The following is a 21,150-nucleotide window of genomic DNA, read 5'->3' as shown; positions in this document are numbered from 1 at the left end:
ATTATCATATTTAATTAGCTACAATTATAATTCAATTATATTCTCATCCAATAAAGTCATTTTTTCCACACCGGAATCTGTCACTAAAAATGTATTTTCAATTCCCACGGCTCCGATTCCTGCCAATACGAACTTCGGTTCAAAAGCAAAAGTCATTCCCGGTTGTAGTATATCCTTCGAGCGGGTGGTCAATACAGGCAATTCATTTATTTCCAATCCAACCCCATGTCCGACGAATTTCGCCTGCAAATGAGTACCCATAAAACAATCCTTCAGCCCTTCTTGTCCGGCCATTGCCAAAGCATCCCTATACAATTCGGCACAGGACACCCCGGGTTTTGCCGTTCGTTCCATGCGAGCCTGTATTTCCAAAGCGACACGATGCACCCGGTAGGCCCGGTCCGGTAATTTCCCGATTGAAAACACCCGGGTCATATCCGTTTGGTAGGCGGTATAGTTTCCCGACATATCCGCCATTACCGTAGTTCCTTCCCTCAACAAAGTCCCGTTCGCTCCCAAAGGCCCCGAAGCATGTATTCCTTTCCCCCCCAAGGCAAAGTCAAAAGGGGAAGGTTCTCCGGCATTTTCTCCTGCCAACAGACTTCCCATAAAGATATCCATATTCGAACCAAAAGCCCGGAAATAACCCAGGGAACCATGCATCCGCATCCGCTTTTCAATTTCGATCTGCAATTCAATATCCCTCATCCCAGGCCGGTAACAGGCCGGAATCTCACGATAAACCGCCTCATGCCTCCTGGCAGAGATACGCATTTGCTCTATTTCCCAAGGCGTTTTGATCATTCGGATGTGCCGTATCAGGGCAGAAGCGTTACCCGTTGCTTCAGCCCGGAATACATGTTGCAAACGGATACATTCATTATAAGAAAGCTCGTCCTCCTCAAGAAGTAGCTTGCGGGGCATTGCCAGATTCAGGTCCCGAAAAAGTTCCGGCATTTGTTCCGGTTTCCGGATAACATGTACCTGATTTGTTTCGGGTACAGTCAGTCGTTTGACAAACCAATAAGGCCGTCCCTCCGCCGGAAGATAAAAATAACCGTTAAACACCTGCCCTGACACATAGTACAAATTCATATTCATCGTCAGCAAACATCCATCAGCTTCTTCCTGCCGCATAGCCTGCTGAATCCGTCGCCATTTCAACTCCAACTCGTTCTCCATTTGCTTTCTTTCCATCTATCTTCAAAACATACTGATAAATAACATCACATTCAATACGGTCACAATCCCTCCCAAAATATATAAGATCCATTTTGTAGAAGTCCGGTTTTTATATTTACCCATGACTTTCCCGGAAGAAGTCAGATATACCTGCAGGAAAATCGTAACGGGCAACTGAATACTCAGGATCATTTGGGAATAGATGAGTCCCATAAACGGATTAGAAACCAGCATGATAATAATCAATGCCATCACCAGTGAAAGCAATACCCCCCAACGGGAATGACTGTCTTTTATATCGTAAGGCTCCCGGTAAATGCCGGCAAAGATCGAACCGGCAGCCATTCCCGAAGTAATGGTCGAAGCGATGCCGGCAAACAACAAAGCCACGGCAAAAATCACAGCGGCATTATTTCCTAAAAGCGGTTGCAATAAAGCACTGGCATCCTGTAACTCATTGACCGTACTACCGCTTTTGAAAAAAGTGGCTGCCGCCAATAGGATCATGGCACTATTGATTGCCCAACCGATCATCATGGATAAGAAAGTATCCCAAAACTCATAACGCAACTGCCTGCGAATCACTTTATCGTCTTCCAGATTCCATTGCCGGCTCTGGATTACCTCCGAATGGAGAAAAAGATTATGCGGCATCACCACAGCTCCCAAAACACTCATGATCACGACCATCGAACCTTTAGGAAAAGAAGGAGTCACCCACGCGAGAACCGCTTCTCCCCAATCGATATGTACCAGGGACAGTTCGTAAATAAAAGATAATCCGATAATAGACACAAAAGCGATGATCCAACGCTCGATCACCCGATAGGAATTGGTAAAAAGCATAATACATACGAAAACGGTAGTCAATATAGCTCCGATCCGCACCGGAATACCGAACAACATTTCCAAAGCGATCGCTCCTCCCAAAATTTCGGCCAGGGAGGTGGACACCGAAGCTCCCATAGCCGTCCACAATATCATTTTAGCATATTTCGGCCGGATATAGGTCATGGTGGCTTCGGAAAGACACAGCCCGGTAGCAATCCCCAAGTGAGCCACATTGTGCTGCAAAATGATCAACATGACCGTAGACAACGATACCATCCACAAAAGGGTATAACCATAATCGGCACCGGCAGCCAGATTCGAAGCCCAATTCCCCGGATCGATAAATCCCACAGTAACCAATAAACCGGGACCGATATATTTTAAAATCTCCAGTCCTCCTAACCGGGGATGGTGTTTTGCCGTTTTCAACGACTTACGGATAAAGTGAAACATAAACATTCATTTAAACTTAGTTTTACGACTCAGGCCTGTATTGGTTTAAAATACGACTCAGCACAAGCTTTCAATACCGTTATCGGATTGTGATCGTCCACAGCGATCCGGCATTCATCCGTCAGACGGAAACCGGACCGGACCGCTTCCTGACGAAATAAGTTCAGACTCTCTTCGGAGACCGAATTAAAAACGACAATACCTCCTACAGGCATAATACCGGCTAATATCGTCAGGATACGGGCAAGTTTTCCACCGTGTCCACCGATAAAAACAGCATCAGGAACCGGATAAACCGATAAATCGGCTTCCGTAAAATCACCGATAACTCCCGTTATTCCCGGAGTACCGAATTTCCGGCTATTCTTTTCAAGCAATTCACGCCCTTCCTCCCGAACTTCAAAAGCCGTGATATGCAAATGAGGAAATTGCAATTTGGCCTCGACAGACACGGAACCTGTACAAAAACCGATATCCCAGAAGCTATGCCGGTTATGTAAATCCAGCATACTGAGTGTAAGTAAACGGACAGGCATCTTGGTAATCATTTTAGCACGCCCGTCCAATAGACAAAATCGATTTTCAGGAATACCGAAAGGGCGGCTCCGCAGCCCGGTCCTTTCAAGCATCAGACAATTCGGAAACGCAAAATCCGAACGCAACACCTCAGGCAATTCCATCGTCCGTACCCGTTCGGTCACATTTCCCAGCATTTCACCGATATGCATCCGGTAGCCGGCATACCCGTATTCCAACATACGCCCGGCAATCGCTACCGGAGTATGCTGACGGTCGGTCAACACCCCGATCTTTTCCTTTCCTGCAATCAAAGCCCGGTCGAACTCATGCCACGGACGCCCCGTAAGGGAAACGACCTCCATATCCTGATAAGGAATGACCAAACGATGAGCCAGCATTTGTAAAGAATTGAACCAGGGGAAGACTTGTATCTCCGCTTCCGGTAAACGGCTCTTTACCGTATTGGCAAATCCGAAAAAAAGCGGATCACCCGAGGCAAAAACCACCACTTCGCAATAAGCGGCATATTTCTCAAAAACCTCCTCCAGAGGTACGGTGATATCGATCCAAACATACTGTTCCGGCAGACGGTCGCGCATTAACTCATAATGACGCTTCCCCCCGGAAAATACCCGATGAGTTGTAATGATCTCCCGAACTTCAGCCTGAAATTCCCTTTGGCCATTATCGTCGATGCCTATGATATAGAATTTTTTCATTTATCTCTATTTTCATTCCGGATTCATCAGAAAACTATCGGTTCAACAATCGCTGGAATTCCTTCAAATACAATCCGATCTGATAGCCGCTGACAAAACCGTGGTTAACCGATAAAGCCACCGGCATGATCCGCTTACCTTCCCGTTCTTCGATCTTACCGAAAGTAAAAATCGGAATATTCTGGTGAGGTTCTCCGGGAATAGCAAGTTGTACATTTGTAAAACGATACCAGGGATTCACACTGATCAGCAAAATATCCCTACCTTGTCCGGCCTCATTATGTACCTCTCCTTCTCCACGCTTTGCAGCCTCGATAAGAGGCCGGGCAGCAGCCAGGAAATCTTCGAATGTTTCTATCGCAGGCAAACGGACAGAACGATAACTGCCGTCGGCATTTTGTACAGGCGTAAATAAATCGATTCGTTCATAAAGTATGACCTCTTCTCCTACTTGCCGGTAACGAAATTCCTCGATGCGATTAGCCGCCGTTACAGCTGCATGCATATAATACAATGAAAAGGGCTGTTGTCGTTCTTTTGCCTTTCGGTAAGCCGTCGTACAATCCACCTCAACCGTAACAGAAATCATCGGATTAAGAAAAGTCCTGAAAAACAGGTATTCTTCTTTCCGTGTCCAATTTTGTATATCGATTACCTTATCCATCCTACACCATCTTTAAAGGTCTCTCCCCGGCAATAACTGCCCTGCATCGTCGAAACAAAGAATGGCATTCACAATCGTTGCAGCCAGATTGCTCCCTCCTTTCCGGCCTTCGATAATAATTTTAGGAACAGCCGTAAAAGATTTCAGCATATACTTGGATTCACGTACGTTTACAAAACCGACCGGAGCACCGACCACGCCGACAGGACAAGCCTTTCCTCTCCGCATCAGGGAACACAATTCCATCAATGCTGTCGGCGCATTACCGAAAATATAAAGTGCATCGGGATGCTCTTCCGTAGCCAGCCGGATACCGGCTTGTGTACGGGTAATATTCATCCGGGAAGCCATCTCTGCAACCCGCGGATCGGCCAAATAACACTTCACTTCCAAACCTAAACGTTCGAGTGCCCCTTTCCGGATCCCCGAAGCAGCCATCGTGACATCCGTGACGATAGTCTTTACTTTCCCCCCGCTTAAAGCCCGGTAGATCGAGTCCACCGCCCCCTCGTCGGCATAGAATATATTTTCCATATCGAAATCGGCAGTGGTATGTATCGTATGCAATAAAACCCATTTGCGATCCAGCGGGATATCGGGATGCTTCAACTCCGAAGCGATCGTCCGGAAACTACGGATCATGATCTCCTGACCTGGTTTTGAAACAAAACCCCCGTCCCCGTGTTTCATTTTTTGGTAATATCCACGGGGGGTGATCATTTTTCCTTCCCAGTTATAGGACTGGGAATTTCCCAAAAGTACTACGGTGAACATATCTATCTGTTCCGGATCGAAATCGGCCAGGGTGGTCACGGTTACCTCCTGCTCCGGCCGTCCGGCCTGACGGACATAACCCACCGGGGTATTCCCTGCCCGTTGTTGCAGAAAGATTTCTTTCAGACGGTATAATTGCCAATAACGCCCTTCGCTTTTGGGGTTGTATACAGCAGTGATAAAATCGGCAGCGGCAGCAGCCTCAATCCGTTTTTCTATTTTTTCCCAGGGAGTCATCAAATCAGACAGCGAAATCACACAAAAATCATGTCCGACAGGTGCTCCAAGCAAAGAAGCCGCTTTCTGAAAAGCACTGATACCGGGTAATACTTCGATTTCGATTTCAGAACCTCTTTCCCGTTTCATCTCCCAGACTAAAGGCGCCATTCCATAGATTCCGGCGTCACCGGAACTGATGACACAAACGGTTTTACCCTGTTCGGCATACCCGAACGCCATCTGAGCCCGGTCCCATTCTTTTCTCATCCCGGAATCGACACACTCTGCCCCTTCCATGACAAAGGGCTGTATAAAAGAAAAATAATAGTTATATCCGACCACGACATCCGATACCGACACCGCTTTCTTCACTGCAGGAGTAATATCATCCTCACAACCGGGCCCGATCCCGGCTACATATATTTTACCGTTTTTCATTTGAATTCATTTTAAAGACAAAGATAAAAATAATGTGATAATCCATTTCATCTATTATTATAAATAAAGAGACAAGGATTCTGTGGCTATCTACCACAAAACCCTTGTCTCTTTATGCATTTTTAATCAAAAACGGTAAGATATCGTTCCGGTAAAATTTCTCGGTTTACCATATACCGTCGTACTTTTAAAATATTCTTTGTCAAAAAGATTATCCACATTTAAAGCCAAAGTGACTTTTTGCTTTATCGTATAGAATAATCCTCCATCTACAAGAAACAGAGCAGGATTATAAACCCGGTTAGCTACATCGGTAAATATTTTATCCTGGAAAGTTCCGCTCAAATGGAAGGACAAATTTTTCAATAATCCTTTAGGTATGGTATAATCGGCATACACATAAAAAGTAGTGCGGGGAATTCCTGTAGCCCGTACATTTTTACCAGGATCGGTATATTCCGGATAGTCTTTACTCTGATTGATTTTCCTGATCCGGTAGTCCTGCCAGCCCAAGCCACCCGTAACAGCCAAGGTAGAAACGGGATGTACCGTCAACTCCAGATCGAATCCCCGCGAATCGGCAGTACCCACCTGAGCTTGTATCGTTTTTTGAACCATTTCACCGGTTGTTTCATCTTTCTCTTCCTGGGTTCCTAAATTTTTCACCACATTATTTTTCCGGATATAGTATACACTTCCTGAAAAATCGATCCGGTCAGCCCACATATACCGTACTCCGATTTCAGCCTGGTATCCCTTTTCAGGCTTAAAGACTTCACCTCCGTCTTTAGAAGGATTAAACCGCTTTCCATTGCGGTCGAGATAAATTACCCGGCTACTGTACATCGTATTATAAGGTTTGAAATGAGAACCAAAAGAAGCATAGAGAGAAATCTCCTCCACCGGAATATACACTAAACCTGCCCTACCGGTAAAGGCAGAAGTCTTTACTTTCTTCCATTCACTCCGGTCTGCCTCATCGTATTCCTGCCGTCCGTCTTTTACTTTAGCAGTAGCAGTACGGTAATTATAAAAATCCATACGGGCAGATCCCATCGCTTTCCATTTGTTATTTATATCGATCACGTCATGTATATATAATCCTGAAGTTCTCCAATCCCGAATGGATGCTTTGGAATATTTATAATCCCACCAATTTCTTACCAGCTGCGGATTATGCAGCGATACCAGCTGATTCAAGCCAGGTCCCCATACATCTCCTTCATTCCAGCCATTATACTGTGTATAATTAAAATAGGAATAGGTAAAACCCAATATATATTTATGTCCCACTATTCCGGTTTTAAAATCTCCCGTTAATTCCAGCATATTGGTCCATCCCCGGCTGTCAGGACTGAAACAAAGCGGAGAACCTGTTTTCAGGGAGTCGGTAAGATCAATATAATATCTTTTACTGCCGCTTTCATAATAATATCCCCCACTGAAACGGTTCACCGTATCTGTCCGGTAACTCATTCCTTCAACCGCAGCATAATCCAAATCACTATGATTCCAGCTGAACCGGTCCCGTATTTTCATAAAAGAGGCGAGTTGCTGCGTATAGGATAAAGAAATATCAGTCACCCGGCGTTTCATCATATTATTATTGAAATCATTATATATGGTATGGTAATCGGCAAAGGGATTCCGGGAACCTTTCGCCATAACCACCTTCCCGTCGGGACCGAAAATATCTGCACGATTATAGGTTGGAGCAGACCCTATTTCCGTATCGTATTTGTCATCACTATAACCTAACGTTCCCTCGAAATAACCGGTCTTACCAATATTTGCCGCCAGTGATCCCGTTGCTGAAAAACGGTCAGCACGTACATGCCGGTATCCATCTCCTGTCGAATAATGTGCTGTTGCCCGATAAGTCAAAGGACCTGCCAATTTCCCACCGAAATCCAGACTTGTCGACTTCACCCCCCAATTCCCATAACTCAACCGGGCTCCGGCAGTAAAATCAGGAACGGCTTTTTTACGCACAATATTAATCACTCCACCCATGACAGAATGCCCGCTCAACACGGCTGCCGCTCCTTTCAACACTTCGATAGATTCTACGGAGGACAAATCACCGAAAGGTACATTGTTTAATAACGAACGCTCATCTCTAAAACCATCTACAGCCACTACCGTCTCATTCGATCCCCGAACCGAAAAGCGGTAAAAAGCCCCCAACTGATCTTTCACCGTAACTCCCGGTAAAAAACGGACAGCATCCTCAAGATTCAGAATATTCTTCCGTTCCAAAACATCCGACGACAAAGTAGTCACCGTCATCGGTAATGTTTTTAAAGGAACATCCAGATTCAAAAGGTTTACTTTCTTCTTGATTGTTTCTTTCACAATGGCTTGATCTAACTGGAAAACCGTATCCGTTATACTTTTCCGCTGATTTTGTCCAAACACAGACACCATCATCGGCCACATTACAAAAACTAAAATTAATTTTTTCATTTTTAGCACTATTAATAACAATTCAATTCTATTACTTTATCTATAAGATTATCGGAATAATTTCCGGATTTTTCTTCCCAACCACTTGAAAGTCAACACAACCCCGGATAGAGAAAGGAAAGTTCCTCCGAGCATCAACACATACATCACAACGTTCCATAACAACGGACGTTCGGCCAGAAATTTAAAATTCAGACTGTGCAATCCACTATACAAAACTCCTCTCAAACGTCCATTATCATCGATTTGCCGATGGTATAAAGTTTCGGGATTGAAATAATGGCGGGTATGCAATTCATCGTCTATCACCACTTTATACACCGGAAGTGTCAGCATATTCCGGCGGGAGAAATAATCATCATCCCAATCCGTCATCCATTCCAGAGTATAAGGGGTATCCTGACCGTGAATTTCACGAACCGTTTCACGCACCATCTCTTCGGTCAGGGTAAAAGGCGACAAACAGCTCGTATCCGCAGCATCGATAAACTGTTTTTTACTGCCCGAATTCACGACATAATAAGGATATTTTCCAAAGGATGCCCACTCGATACTTTTCACATCAGACAGACTATCCACGATTTTCCGGTAATCCAAGGCATACAGATCGGCGGCCAACATTCCCCCCTCACGTCCCCGAAAACGTACTTCACGGTTCCTGGTTTTACCTTTCTGCATCCAGGAAGGAATATCCACCAGCGACATCATTCCGCTAAATACAAATGTCAGAGCAAAAACACCGAAAACCACACCGGTGATATGATGCCAACGTAACCACCATTTTTTATAAGGCGAACGCAACCCTTTCTTCCGGTTTTTCCAAAATACCCAAATCCCGATCCACAAACCGGAGAAGCACATGATAGCTCCCAATCCGGACGCCCAGATCATAAAATTAATCCAAAGCGCTTGATTTTGCCGTAGAGAAGTAAAATACACCCAATGAGGAATAGCCCCCAGCCAAGCCCAAAAGCGGGAATTCCGGTCAGTCCATTGCAACACTTTACCGCTTTTCGAAGATATATACATCTCTTGCCGGGCATCATCTTCGAACGAAAACTTATAAATCGGAAATTCTTTGGTCAAATAACCGAAAGGAATCCACTGATCCAACCGGTTTAAGGAATCTACCCGATAAGCAACCGATCCACCCAATTGTCCGGCAATCCGGCAAATCTCGTTAAAATCAGGTTTACCGACAACCTGCAATGAATCGGCATACAAACCGGCAGGTAATTGCCGCCCTTTCAGATGAAATACCGGCCGGTCGAGATACATATCTACAGACAAACCTCCTAAACGACTACTGTCGGGCAGTACCTGCAATAAAGAATCTACAGCCGGAAGCGGACCTGTCAGAGACTCCTGACGGGCTAATTTCAATTTCTGATTTACCCGTGGGAAACTATGATAAATCATTACAATCCCAGAGATAAACCACATCAGAAACAAGATACTGAGTAATAAACCGAGTATCCGATGAATTTTTCGGAAAATTTTTGTCAACATGTTTTTATCTATAATCTTATTCCTGTCCACGGGAATAGCATTATTATTATTTTCGGCAGGTTTCCTGACTCAGTCCGGAAAAGTAACCTTCCAGTCGCGTCGACCGTGGTTGTAAGAAAACTTTTCACCTTATACGAACCTCACAGTAGCGGGCACTGTTCCGGAATTGCACCGGATTCCCTCTCATTTTATGCAGAAAACATAAAATTCACCGAAAAATTAAGAAACACCAAATAAAACGTTCGTTTAATTTAGTTGAAAATCTATGAATTTCATAATGTTTATAAAGTCATGGAACCCTGCGGGCACCTGGTTAATTGACAATGAAACAGTATACCCGAAGAATAGGATATATTGTGTTGATTGTCAATGATTTTATTCTCATTTTCTTTTCTCATTTTTCTTCCCTTCTTTATCTTTTGATGGAAGCAAAGCTTCCAATAATTGTCCATCGTCCATTGACATCTGTCCATTATTCTTTTTGCGGGTTTCCGCAAAAAGAATCGACCTTTTATTTTCCCTGCATATACCCCTTTTTCCTGGTAGCCATATCCACCGCTTTATGTCCGGCAGCAAACCGGGCATGTTGGATGAAGAGTTGCTGAACAGTTGGATTTTCTCCCAACCCTTTCAGGTAAAGATTCACTTTATAACCCTGTTTTTCAAGATTTTCCTTCCATTCGCCTGCTATATCATTTTTAGCATGATCTCCGGCAACAAACATCAGGGGGGCCAAAGTCAATGTTTTGGATTTTCCGTTTTTCAATAGCCGCAAAGCGTCTTCGTATTCCGGATACCCTTCTACAGTTCCGACATGATATTCCGGATGTCCTTCCGCTTTCAGCATATAATCGAACATAGCATACGAAGCTGTTGCAGGATCGGGGGTCCCATGGCCTACCAATAATTTTTGTCCACCTCTATCAGCCTGATTCATGGCCTCCGTAATTGCCTTTACGACCACAGCATAATCCTCAGGAGCATACAACAAAGGATTTCCGACACGAATATCTTTAAAATTCAGCGAAAGCCCTTCCACTTCGCGACGCAATTCTTTCATCTCCGTACCTTCGATTATATTCGTAGATTGTATTAAAATATGCGTATAACCTTGTTCATGCAGCTGAATAAGTGCCTGAGCCGGATTCAGGCGCTCTACTCCCCTTTCCTTCAATTTCTTCAGGATAATCCGGGAGGTCCAGGCTTCCCGGACTTCGATACCTGGAAAAGCTTCTTTCATCTTTGCATTGATTGCATCGATTGTCAAAGCCCGGGTATCGTCATGAGTGGTACCGAAATGGATGATCAGGATGGCTGCCTTATCCCGCTCTCCTAAATTTCCGAAAAGATCCGATTCTATAAAATTTTCATCGGAATGGGCCATACACACCGACCCGATAAACAACGCTATTACTAAAAACAAATATTTCATATGATTATCATTTTATTTTCAACGATCCAATATACCTCTTATCCTGCAATTAGTTCGGATTGATCCTGTTATTTGTACCGACACATAACCGATGGCAAATAACCATAGCATTACCAGCATACACCATTTTTTCATGAAACGATTAAATTAAGACATTAATAATAACTTTTCTGACCCCGGAAAAGCTTTATTACCTATACAATCATGGCAGGTCTCCTGACTTACCCCAGAAAAGCAACCTTCCCATCCTTACATCCGGACAGTGGTGTAAGACGCTTTTCTACACACAGGGTTCACAGTAGCGGGCACTGTTCCGGATTCCAACCGGATTCCCTTTTAAACAGCAAAGAAAAATACTGCATTACCACAACCGGCCGCAAAGGTATAAAAAATCTCCGGAATAAATGAGAAAAACGGGAGAAATAAAGCGAAACGGAGGAATCGGCTGCCGAAACGTCGTTTGCGCACATCGAAAAAACGAACGGGAGGAAGCCCGACACTCAGGATTTCCTCTCGTATGAATAAAATCTCGCATCTATATACTTTAATGTTTAGGGTGTTTGCAATTCGGCTCTTAGATAATTTTGTCATCTGATCCAATTAAATTTTTACTGTCATAATAGATATTTCTGACTGATTGAGTTAATGACTGAATGGTTGGCTGGATTACTGACCTACTGGTTATATCCGACCAACAATCCAATATCAAATTGCTTTTGGTCATACTTAAATTACAGACAAATTTACCTGCTTTTTTATCTTGATTTTTATGTTCAAACGAACATCAAGTTGTGTTTTGGGGCACCGGAAATATTTCGGGAGCCCCAACTACTTGCTAAAGCCTTTCCTTCCAAGGTCGGTAAATATGTGCAAAATAAAAAGTGAATTACTCCTATTACCGAACAAAATTAATTCATTACCTTTACGTAAAATTCAATTTAATGATTGGCATGGAAGATATAAATAGACTTAAGTTGGTTTTGGTAGAAAAAAAGAAAACAGGAAAGTGGCTGGCAGAACAGTTGGGGAGGGATCCATCAACAATATCAAAATGGTGTACCAATGTTTCACAGCCTGATTTGGTTACTCTTTCAAGAATAGCAGAACTATTAAATATTGAACGGAGAGAACTTATCAATAAAAGTAAGTAAATATTATCTGCCACAAGAAATTATTTGATAACATTAGAAAGAGTAATATAATAATGACAAGCATACAGCAAAGAGAACAGCTGCAATCTCAGATTTGGAAAATAGCCAATGAGGTGCGTGGGGCTGTTGACGGATGGGACTTTAAACAATTTGTTTTAGGCACATTGTTCTACCGTTTCATCAGTGAAAATTTTACTGACTATATAGAGGGTGGAGACGATAGTATCGACTATGCTTCTTTGCCTGATAGTGTTATCACTCCTGAGATTAAAGATGATGCTGTAAAGACAAAAGGATATTTCATATATCCGAGCCAGCTTTTTGGTAATGTGGTAAAGACTGCCAACACCAATCCCAATCTTAATACGGATTTGAAAGCCATCTTCGATTCTATCGAAAGTTCGGCCAATGGTTATGCTTCCGAAAAGAATATCAAAGGACTGTTTGCCGATTTTGATACAACCAGTACAAGGCTTGGTAATACCGTTGAAAACAAAAACAGTCGATTAGCGGCTGTTTTAAAAGGTGTAGAAGGATTGAATTTTGGAAATTTTGAGGAACATGAGATAGACCTTTTTGGTGATGCTTACGAATTTCTCATAAACAATTACGCAGCCAATGCAGGAAAGTCAGGAGGCGAATTTTTCACGCCGCAAAATGTTTCAAAACTCATATCACAGCTTGCTATGCACAAACAGGCTACTGTCAACAAGATATACGACCCGGCCGCAGGTTCAGGTTCATTGCTCTTGCAAGCCAAGAAACAATTTGAAGATCGCATCATTGAAGACGGTTTCTTTGGTCAGGAAATAAATCATACCACCTACAACTTGGCTCGTATGAATATGTTCCTGCACAACATCAATTACGATAAGTTTAACATTGCACTCGGAAATACGCTTACCGACCCTCAATTTGGAGATGACAAGCCTTTTGATGCCATTGTTTCCAATCCTCCCTATTCGGTAAATTGGATTGGTTCGGATGATCCCACGCTTATCAATGACGACCGCTTTGCTCCTGCCGGAGTACTTGCCCCGAAATCAAAAGCCGATTTTGCTTTCGTACTTCATTCGTTGAGTTATCTGTCAAGCAGGGGAAGGGCTGCTATTGTATGTTTCCCCGGAATCTTTTATCGCGGAGGAGCAGAACAAAAAATCAGAAAGTATTTGGTTGACAGCAATTTTATTGAAACTATCATCTCTTTGCCTTCCAATTTATTTTATGGAACTTCCATAGCCGTTAATATCTTAGTTCTCTCAAAACATAAGCCGGATACCAAAATCCAGTTTATTGATGCAAGCGGAGAAAGTTTCTTCACCAAAGAAACAAACAACAATGTCCTTGAAAACAAACATATAGACAGGATTATAGATTTTTTCGACAAAAAAGAAGATGTTGATTATATAGCCAAGTCTGTTGACTATAAATCTATTACTGAGAATGATTATAACTTGTCGGTAAGCAGTTATATAGAAGTGAAAGACACTCGTCCGAAGACCGACATCAAGGAGCTGAACGAACGGATTCGCCGCATTGTGGAAAGAGAGAACGAGTTGCGTATAGAGATAGATAAAATAGTTGCGGAATTAGAGGAGGACGAATTATGAACAATGAATTACTTACAGCCGGCAATTTATATGGTTCGTTGATAAACGATATAGGCAATATCCTTGTCGAGGCACGTGGCAAAATATGTCGGGAAATCAATTCTGTAATGGTAGATGCCTATTGGAATATAGGCAAATACATTGTAGAATACGAACAAAAAGGAGAAGAACGAGCTGAATATGGGAGTAACCTCTTGAACCGTCTTTCCAAAGATTTGACGAGATTGTACGGGAAGGGATTCGGGAAAAGCAATTTGTTGTATATTAGAAAGTTGTATCTGTATTTCCCAAAAGGTGGGACAGTGTCCCACCTTTTGAACTGGAGCCATTACTATGAGATACTTAAGTTGGATAATGAATTAGAACGTTCTTTTTATGTAAAAGAATGTGAGAAGCAGCATTGGAGTGTGCGCGAACTCAAGCGTCAGATGAACAGTATGCTGTTTCACCGCATAGCATTGAGCAAAGACAAGGAGGGTGTATTGAGACTTGCAGAACATGGAAATGAGGTGCAAAAGCCGGAAGACATCATCCGCGACCCCTTTGTGTTGGAATTTGCCGGATTGCCAGACATTAATCATTATGATGAAAACGATCTTGAAAAATCGCTTGTAAGTAATTTGGGACAGTTTCTGCTCGAACTCGGTCGGGGATTTGCTTTCATTGGACAACAATACCGTTTCAGTATAGCCGGCAGACATTATTATGTAGATTTGGTATTTTATCATGTGATATTGAAAACTTATGTGCTGATTGATTTGAAACGCAATGAGGTACAACACGAAGACATCGGGCAGATGAATTTCTATCTGAATTATTTTTGTAATGAAGTATGTACAGACGGAGATAATGCTCCGATAGGCATCGTTTTGGGAGCTACAGCCGACAAAATGACTATGGAATATGCCATGGGAAGCATTTCAAACCAACTTTTTGTCAGCCGATACCAGCTGTATCTCCCGGACAGGAAGTTGTTTGAAGATGAATTGTGGCGGATAATGAAGAAGCAGGAACTTGAAAAAGAAGAAAGGGAGGACGAACGATATGAGTAAATCGCAAAAAGATTTGAATATTGTGACACATACAACCGAATTAAATCCCAAACTTCTGACTGATGTTCGGAAGAGTATAGTTGTAATCAGGGATATTCCTGTAATAGCCGATGCCGATGTGGCAAGTCTTTATGGCGTCGAGACAAAGAGGGTCAATGAAGCTGTGCGTAACAATCCGGATAAATTTCCGGAGGATTATATGTTTGTTTTGTCTTCTGAAGAATCAGATGTTTTGCGGTCGAAATTTTCGACCACAAAAGTTTCTTCCAAAAGCCGAACACTTCCAAAGGTCTTTACAGAGAAAGGATTGTATATGCTTGCTACAATCCTAAAGAGCAAAAACGCGCTGAATGTCACATTTGCCATTATTGAAACATTTACGCAAGTAAGAAGTCTGAAGCGTGAACTGGTCGATTTACATAAAGAAACCGATCCTGAAAAACAGACAACGAAAATGCAACACTTCGGTAAAGTGCTGTCGGATATTGTGATGCCTGATTTGGAAACTTCTGAAACAGAATCCACATTGGAATTAAATTTCTTTATCGGTAAGATAAAACATACTGTCAAACGTGTCAAAAAATCAAGCACTAAAATTGAATCGGAGGAGGATGAGCGATGAGTAAATTGCAAGATTTGATACAAAAACTTTGCCCGGATGGAGTTGAGTATAAGAAGTTGGGAGATGTATGTGAACTATCTCGTGGTAAAGTATACTCAAAAACATACATTGTTGAAAATGCGGGGGAATATCCAGTATATTCTTCACAGACAGCAAATAATGGAGAATTAGGGAGAATCTCCACATTTGATTATGATGGAGAATATTTAACTTGGACCACTGATGGAGCCTACGCAGGTACTATATTCCACAGAAAAGGCAAATTTAGTATAACCAATGTTTGTGGTTTAATATCAATAAAAATAACAGATTTGTCAATCCGTTTCTTGTATTATTGGTTAAGTATAAAAGCAAAAGAACATGTATATAGTGGTATGGGAAATCCGAAACTGATGAGCAATCAGATGATTCCCATAGAAGTTCCTATACCACCTCTTAAAGTTCAAGAAGAAATTGTAAAAATTCTCGACCGCTTCGCGGAATATGCAGCGGAGCTGCAAGCGGAGCTGCAAGCGCGACAGGAACAATATGAATATTATAGAAATAAACTGCTGAGTTTCAGTGACATAAACAGAGAACACACAGACGTGACTTGGATGAAAATGAGTGAAATAGGCAGCTTTATAAGAGGCAAACGATTTGTAAGGACGGACATTGTTAATGATGGCGTTCCCTGCATTCATTACGGTGATATGTACACATATTACGGACTATATGCAACTCAAAGTAAAGGGTGGCTTAGAAATGAGCTTGCCTCAAAAATGAGGTATGCTCAAAAGAATGATGTAGTAATCGTTGCCGCAGGTGAAAATAAAGAAGACATTGGAATTGGTTTAGCTTGGCTTGGAGACGAACCTGCTGCGGTGCATGATGCCTGTTTCATATTTAGAAGTAATTTATATCCTCAATATGTTTCCCATTATTTGCGGTCAAATTATTATCACAGGCAAATTGTTAAGTATGTGTCTGAAGGAAAAATATGTTCTATATCGGCCAAAGGTTTAGGTAATGCTATTATTCCTATTCCTACATATGAAGAACAAGTAAGAATAGCAACATTACTTAATAATTTTGAGGCACTGGTTAGTGATCTTTCGCAAGGTTTACCTGCAGAAATAACCGCCGTGCAAGAACAATACGAATATTATAGAAACAAATTATTGTCGTTTCCAAGAAACGAGAAAATAAGTGCATAATATGGGACAGTCATTAAACGAAATAGCACAAAAACTTCGAGATACCGATAAGAAGGTCCAGCTAATCTATGCCTTTAACGGTGTCGGTAAAACACGTTTGTCTCGCGAATTCAAGGAACTGATTTCTCCAAAGAATCCGGATGATGAATTGGAGGATACGAAAATAAAAATTTTGTATTATAACGCTTTTACGGAAGATTTGTTCTATTGGGTTAATGACGATTCTAAAAAACTCAAAATACAGTCAAACGGTTTTACTGACTGGATTCTTAAGGAGCAAGGGCAGGAAAGAAACATTGTAACTCATTTCCAGCATTACACCAATGACAAACTGACACCACGTTTTAATGAGGAATATATAGCCAAAGACACAAATGGCAAAGATATAACTATCAAGGCTTATTCCGAAATTGTTTTCTCGGTAGAAAGCGGTGATGATGAGAAGAGAGAGAATATAAAAATATCAAAGGGAGAAGAGAGTTGCCTGATTTGGTGTGTTTTCTACAGTATGCTTAGGCAAATTGTAGAAATTCTGAATATATCGGAACCAGATGAACGAGAAACCGAGCAATTCAATGACCTGAAATATGTTTTTATTGATGACCCTGTAAGTTCATTGGATGAAAATCACCTGATAGAATTGGCAGTGAATATTGCAGAATTGATAAAGTCAAGTCAATCAGAGTTGAAGTTCATCATTACTACACATAATCCGTTGTTTTATAATGTGCTGTACAATGAATTTAATAATGCTGATAAACGTTATGGCTATAAACCTAAGCACTCCATAAAACGTAGGCTTGAGAAGAAGAATGACGGGACATATGTTCTCGTGGAACAAACGGCTGATTCGCCGTTCTCCTATCATCTATTTCTGTTGACAGAACTTGAAAAGGCTATAAAGTCGGGTGAAATCAAGAAATATCACTATAATTTTCTGCGTCAAATATTGGAGAAGACTTCCACTTTTCTTGGATATACGGGTTGGAAAGAACTCTTGCCTCATGATGCGCAAGAGGCATACTATAACCGTATCATAAATCTATGTAGTCATGGAAAACATTCAGGTGAAGAGACTTCGTTGATTGATGATAACGATAAAAGGGTTTTAATCTATTTAGTGGATAGCATTAGAACGATGTGTCATTTCAGAGACGAACAAACCAAAGACATAAATGAAGATGAAACAATATAATACCATAGCAGAATCAAACAATTTTATAGTCCTTGATGACTATACCAAGTATAATGAACTTCACGAACCGTCGGTTACATATCAATCGGAGGCAAGTCTTGAACGGGAGTTTATTCAAGATTTAGTAAGTCAAGGCTATGAATATCGTCCTGATATTTCGTCGTCCGAATCATTATTGGCCAATGCCCGAGTACGGATTCAAGAACTGAATGATATGGAGTTTTCTGATAAGGAATGGTTACGGTTTGTTGAAGAATATTTGGATAAGCCGGGAGATTCGTTGGTGGATAAAACCCGAAAGATTCACGATAATCATATCTATGATTTTGTTTTTGATGATGGGCATATAAAAAACATCTATATTGCAGACAAGCAAAATATAGCCCGAAACAAGGTAGAGGTAATCAATCAATTTGAACAGACCGGAACACAGGCTAATCGGTATGATGTGACGATATTGGTCAATGGTCTGCCATTGGTACAGGTCGAGTTGAAAAAACGTGGCGTCGCTATCCGCGAAGCATTCAATCAGGTACATAGATATTCCAAAGAGAGTTTTAATAACGAAAATTCGCTGTTCAAATTTATTCAGGTGTTTGTCATATCGAATGGTACGGATAGCCGTTATTTTGCCAATACGGTGGAGCGGAACAAGAACAGCTTTGACTTTACGATGAACTGGGCAAGGGCAAATAATGCACCGATAAAAGATTTAAAAGATTTTACAGAAACTTTTTTCCAGAAAAATACATTGCTGAATGTGATTTTTACCTATTCGGTGTTTGATGTAAACAATACCTTGCTAATAATGCGCCCCTATCAGATTGCAGCGACAGAACGGATGCTGTGGAAAATAAAGAGTGCATATCAGGTAAAGAAATGGGCTACAACAGAAGGTGGCGGATATGTGTGGCACACAACAGGCTCAGGAAAAACGCTTACCAGTTTCAAGGCTGCACGATTGGCGACACAATTGGATTTTGTTGACAAAGTATTCTTCGTTGTTGACCGTAAGGATTTGGACTATCAGACAATGAAGGAGTACCAGCGGTTTTCGCCCGACAGTGTGAACGGATCGGAAAGTACGGCAGGATTGAAACGGAATATCGAAAAAGACGACAACAAGATTATCGTCACCACTATTCAGAAGTTGAATAATCTGATGAAGAGTGAGGATAATTTGCCGGTTTATCAAAAGCAGGTTGTTTTCATTTTCGATGAATGTCATCGCTCCCAATTCGGCGAGGCGCAAAAGCAGTTGAAGAAAAAATTCAAAAAGTATTATCAGTTCGGATTTACCGGTACGCCCATATTTCCGGATAATGCTCTTGGAGCGGAAACCACGGCAAGTGTGTTTGGCAGAGAATTACATTCATACGTGATAACTGATGCTATCCGCGATGAAAAAGTTCTGAAATTCAAGGTCGATTATAATGATGTACGTCCTCGGTTTAAGGCTATTGAGACAGAGGTTGACGAGCAGAAATTAAGCGCTGCTGAAAATAAACAAGCATTACTTCATCCTGCCCGTATCAATGAGATTTCACAATATATTCTACAGAATTTTAAGATTAAGACACATCGTAATCAAGGAGACAAAAAAGGTTTCAATGCCATGTTTGCCGTTAGCAGTGTCGATGCTGCCAAATGCTATTATGATGAATTGAATCGATTGCAGAAAGACTCTGAAAGACCTCTTAAGATAGCAACGATATTTTCTTTTGCGGCAAACGAAGAACAAAGTGCAAAAGGCGATATTCCGGACGAGAATTTTGAACCTTCTGCAATGGATGTCAGTGCCAAAGAGTTCTTAGCAAAAGCCATTGATGATTACAATGCCATGTTTGGCACTAATTATAGTGTTGACAGCAAAGAGTTTCAAAATTATTACAGAGACCTTGCTAAGAGAGTGAAAAACAAAGAAGTAGATTTGGTGATTGTAGTGGGTATGTTTCTGACAGGATTTGATGCTCCTACGATGAATACATTGTTTGTAGACAAGAACCTGCGTTTTCACGGGTTGATACAGGCGTTTTCACGCACAAACCGGATTTACGATTCAACCAAGACTTTTGGCAATATAGTAACTTTCAGAGATCTTGAACAGCATACCATTGATGCTATAACTTTATTCGGGGATAAGAATACTGCAAATTTTGTCCTGGAAAAGAGTTATAGGGAGTATTTGGAGGGCTTTAAAGACTTCGCTTCAGGAGAGGCTAAGAAAGGTTATGTTGAAATTGTAAAGGAGTTGGATGACAGATTCCCTGATGTAGATAAGATTGTTACAGAACAAGAGAAAAAAGACTTTGTCAAACTATTTGGAGAATACCTGCGTGTAGAAAATATTTTGCAAAATTATGATGAATTTACCGCACTTAAAGCATTCCAAACATTAGATGTCAACAAGTCGGAAGCAATTGAGACATTTAAGGACGAGTATTTTGTTTCGGATGAAGATATTGCCGAGATGCAAAAAATGGAGATTCCATCAGATAGAATGATCCAAGATTACAAATCGACATATAACGACATAAGGGATTGGTTGAGAAGAGAAAAAGATGGAAAACAGCCTGAAAACTCGAAATTAAATTGGGATGACATAGTTTTTGAGGTTGATTTGCTCAAATCGCAAGAAATAGATTTGGATTATATTCTTGAATTGATATTTGAGAAGAAGAAAAAGAAGATGGATAAATCTTCATTGACAGAGGAAATCCGTAGAGTTATCAGGTCAAGTGTAGAAAACAGAGCCAAAGAGGGTCTGATTGTTGATTTTATCAACAACACAAATTTGGATGTTTTTACAGATAGAACGGATGTGATAAAGGCATTCTATGAATATGCACAAGCCGAATTGAAAAAAGAGGCTACCGCTTTGATTGCAGGTGAAAATCTGAATGAGAAAGAAGCCAAACATTATATCGAACTCTCTTTGAAACGTAAATTTGCAAGTGAAAACGGGACAGACTTTAATAACATATTGCCTAAAATGAGTCCTCTAAATCCGCAATATTTAACGAAGAAGCAGACGGTTTTTCAAAAAATTGTTGCCTTTATCGAGAAGTTCAAAGGTGTAGGGGAACAATTATAAGTTATTGATTAGTATATATATATT

Annotated in this window: 15 protein-coding genes and 2 riboswitches; of the genes, 7 read left to right on the top strand and 8 right to left on the bottom strand. The window is 41.4% G+C overall.

Annotated elements, in window-relative coordinates; all coding sequences use genetic code 11:
* Nucleotides 1-24 precede the first annotated feature (24 nt).
* From AC5RDS_RS04485 to AC5RDS_RS04450, 8 genes are all read right to left on the bottom strand, one after another.
* Nucleotides 25-1,197, bottom strand: a complete 1,173-nt coding sequence (locus AC5RDS_RS04485) for a M24 family metallopeptidase (protein ID WP_494222227.1) — start codon at nt 1,195-1,197, stop codon at nt 25-27.
* Between the two features lie 6 nt (nt 1,198-1,203).
* Entirely contained in the window at nt 1,204-2,466 is a 1,263-nt protein-coding gene (locus tag AC5RDS_RS04480; protein WP_013612605.1) for an Nramp family divalent metal transporter, read from the bottom strand.
* Nucleotides 2,467-2,495: 29 nt separating this feature from the next.
* The gene (cbiE, locus tag AC5RDS_RS04475) at nt 2,496-3,704 is read right to left on the bottom strand and encodes a precorrin-6y C5,15-methyltransferase (decarboxylating) subunit CbiE (RefSeq protein ID WP_118404702.1); all 1,209 of its coding nucleotides are present in this window, start codon (nt 3,702-3,704) and stop codon (nt 2,496-2,498) included.
* A gap of 34 nt (nt 3,705-3,738) precedes the next feature.
* On the bottom strand, nt 3,739-4,368 hold the full coding sequence (locus AC5RDS_RS04470) for a CatA-like O-acetyltransferase (protein WP_118108282.1): 630 nt from the start codon (nt 4,366-4,368) through the stop codon (nt 3,739-3,741).
* Nucleotides 4,369-4,380: 12 nt separating this feature from the next.
* On the bottom strand, nt 4,381-5,799 hold the full coding sequence (gene cobJ, locus AC5RDS_RS04465; protein ID WP_368323615.1) for a precorrin-3B C(17)-methyltransferase: 1,419 nt from the start codon (nt 5,797-5,799) through the stop codon (nt 4,381-4,383).
* Between the two features lie 126 nt (nt 5,800-5,925).
* A complete protein-coding gene (locus AC5RDS_RS04460; protein WP_172719820.1) occupies nt 5,926-8,265 on the bottom strand; it encodes a TonB-dependent siderophore receptor in 2,340 nt (779 codons plus the stop codon).
* Nucleotides 8,266-8,313: 48 nt separating this feature from the next.
* Nucleotides 8,314-9,774 carry a PepSY domain-containing protein gene (locus tag AC5RDS_RS04455; RefSeq protein WP_217504933.1) on the bottom strand — a complete coding sequence of 487 codons (1,461 nt, stop codon included), beginning with the start codon at nt 9,772-9,774 and terminating at the stop codon, nt 8,314-8,316.
* 37 nt (nt 9,775-9,811) lie between these two features.
* Nucleotides 9,812-10,005, bottom strand: a riboswitch (cobalamin riboswitch).
* 280 nt (nt 10,006-10,285) lie between these two features.
* Nucleotides 10,286-11,206 carry a sirohydrochlorin cobaltochelatase gene (locus tag AC5RDS_RS04450; RefSeq protein WP_172719822.1) on the bottom strand — a complete coding sequence of 307 codons (921 nt, stop codon included), beginning with the start codon at nt 11,204-11,206 and terminating at the stop codon, nt 10,286-10,288.
* A 189-nt stretch (nt 11,207-11,395) separates the two neighbouring features.
* Nucleotides 11,396-11,590: riboswitch (cobalamin riboswitch) on the bottom strand.
* Between the two features lie 566 nt (nt 11,591-12,156).
* On the opposite strand from AC5RDS_RS04450, the gene AC5RDS_RS04445 reads away from it, so the two are divergent.
* The 7 genes from AC5RDS_RS04445 to AC5RDS_RS04415 are packed head-to-tail and all read left to right on the top strand — an operon-like array spanning nt 12,157 to nt 21,126.
* Nucleotides 12,157-12,357 (top strand): helix-turn-helix transcriptional regulator, encoded by a 201-nt coding sequence (locus AC5RDS_RS04445; protein WP_087381349.1) that lies wholly within the window; start codon nt 12,157-12,159, stop codon nt 12,355-12,357.
* Between the two features lie 53 nt (nt 12,358-12,410).
* A complete protein-coding gene (locus AC5RDS_RS04440; RefSeq protein WP_013612613.1) occupies nt 12,411-13,967 on the top strand; it encodes a type I restriction-modification system subunit M in 1,557 nt (518 codons plus the stop codon).
* Entirely contained in the window at nt 13,964-15,019 is a 1,056-nt protein-coding gene (locus AC5RDS_RS04435; protein WP_195446522.1) for a PDDEXK nuclease domain-containing protein, read from the top strand. Before AC5RDS_RS04440 ends, AC5RDS_RS04435 begins: the two co-directional genes overlap by 4 nt.
* Nucleotides 15,020-15,041: 22 nt before the next feature.
* Nucleotides 15,042-15,641: an ORF6N domain-containing protein gene (locus AC5RDS_RS04430; RefSeq protein WP_306443615.1), complete on the top strand. Its 600-nt coding sequence runs from the start codon at nt 15,042-15,044 to the stop codon at nt 15,639-15,641.
* Complete coding sequence (locus AC5RDS_RS04425) at nt 15,638-16,837, top strand: restriction endonuclease subunit S (protein WP_172719979.1); 1,200 nt, start codon at nt 15,638-15,640, stop codon at nt 16,835-16,837. The genes AC5RDS_RS04430 and AC5RDS_RS04425 overlap by 4 nt, the downstream gene beginning before the upstream one ends.
* Before the next feature lies 1 nt (nt 16,838).
* Nucleotides 16,839-18,032, top strand: a complete 1,194-nt coding sequence (locus AC5RDS_RS04420) for an AAA family ATPase (protein ID WP_172719980.1) — start codon at nt 16,839-16,841, stop codon at nt 18,030-18,032.
* Nucleotides 18,019-21,126, top strand: coding sequence for a type I restriction endonuclease subunit R (locus AC5RDS_RS04415; protein ID WP_494222226.1), 3,108 nt, complete (start codon nt 18,019-18,021; stop codon nt 21,124-21,126). Before AC5RDS_RS04420 ends, AC5RDS_RS04415 begins: the two co-directional genes overlap by 14 nt.
* Nucleotides 21,127-21,150 lie beyond the last annotated feature (24 nt).

The sequence above is a fragment of the Odoribacter sp. genome, from assembly GCF_985060555.1.
This window is presented reverse-complemented; position numbering and strand designations above follow the sequence as displayed.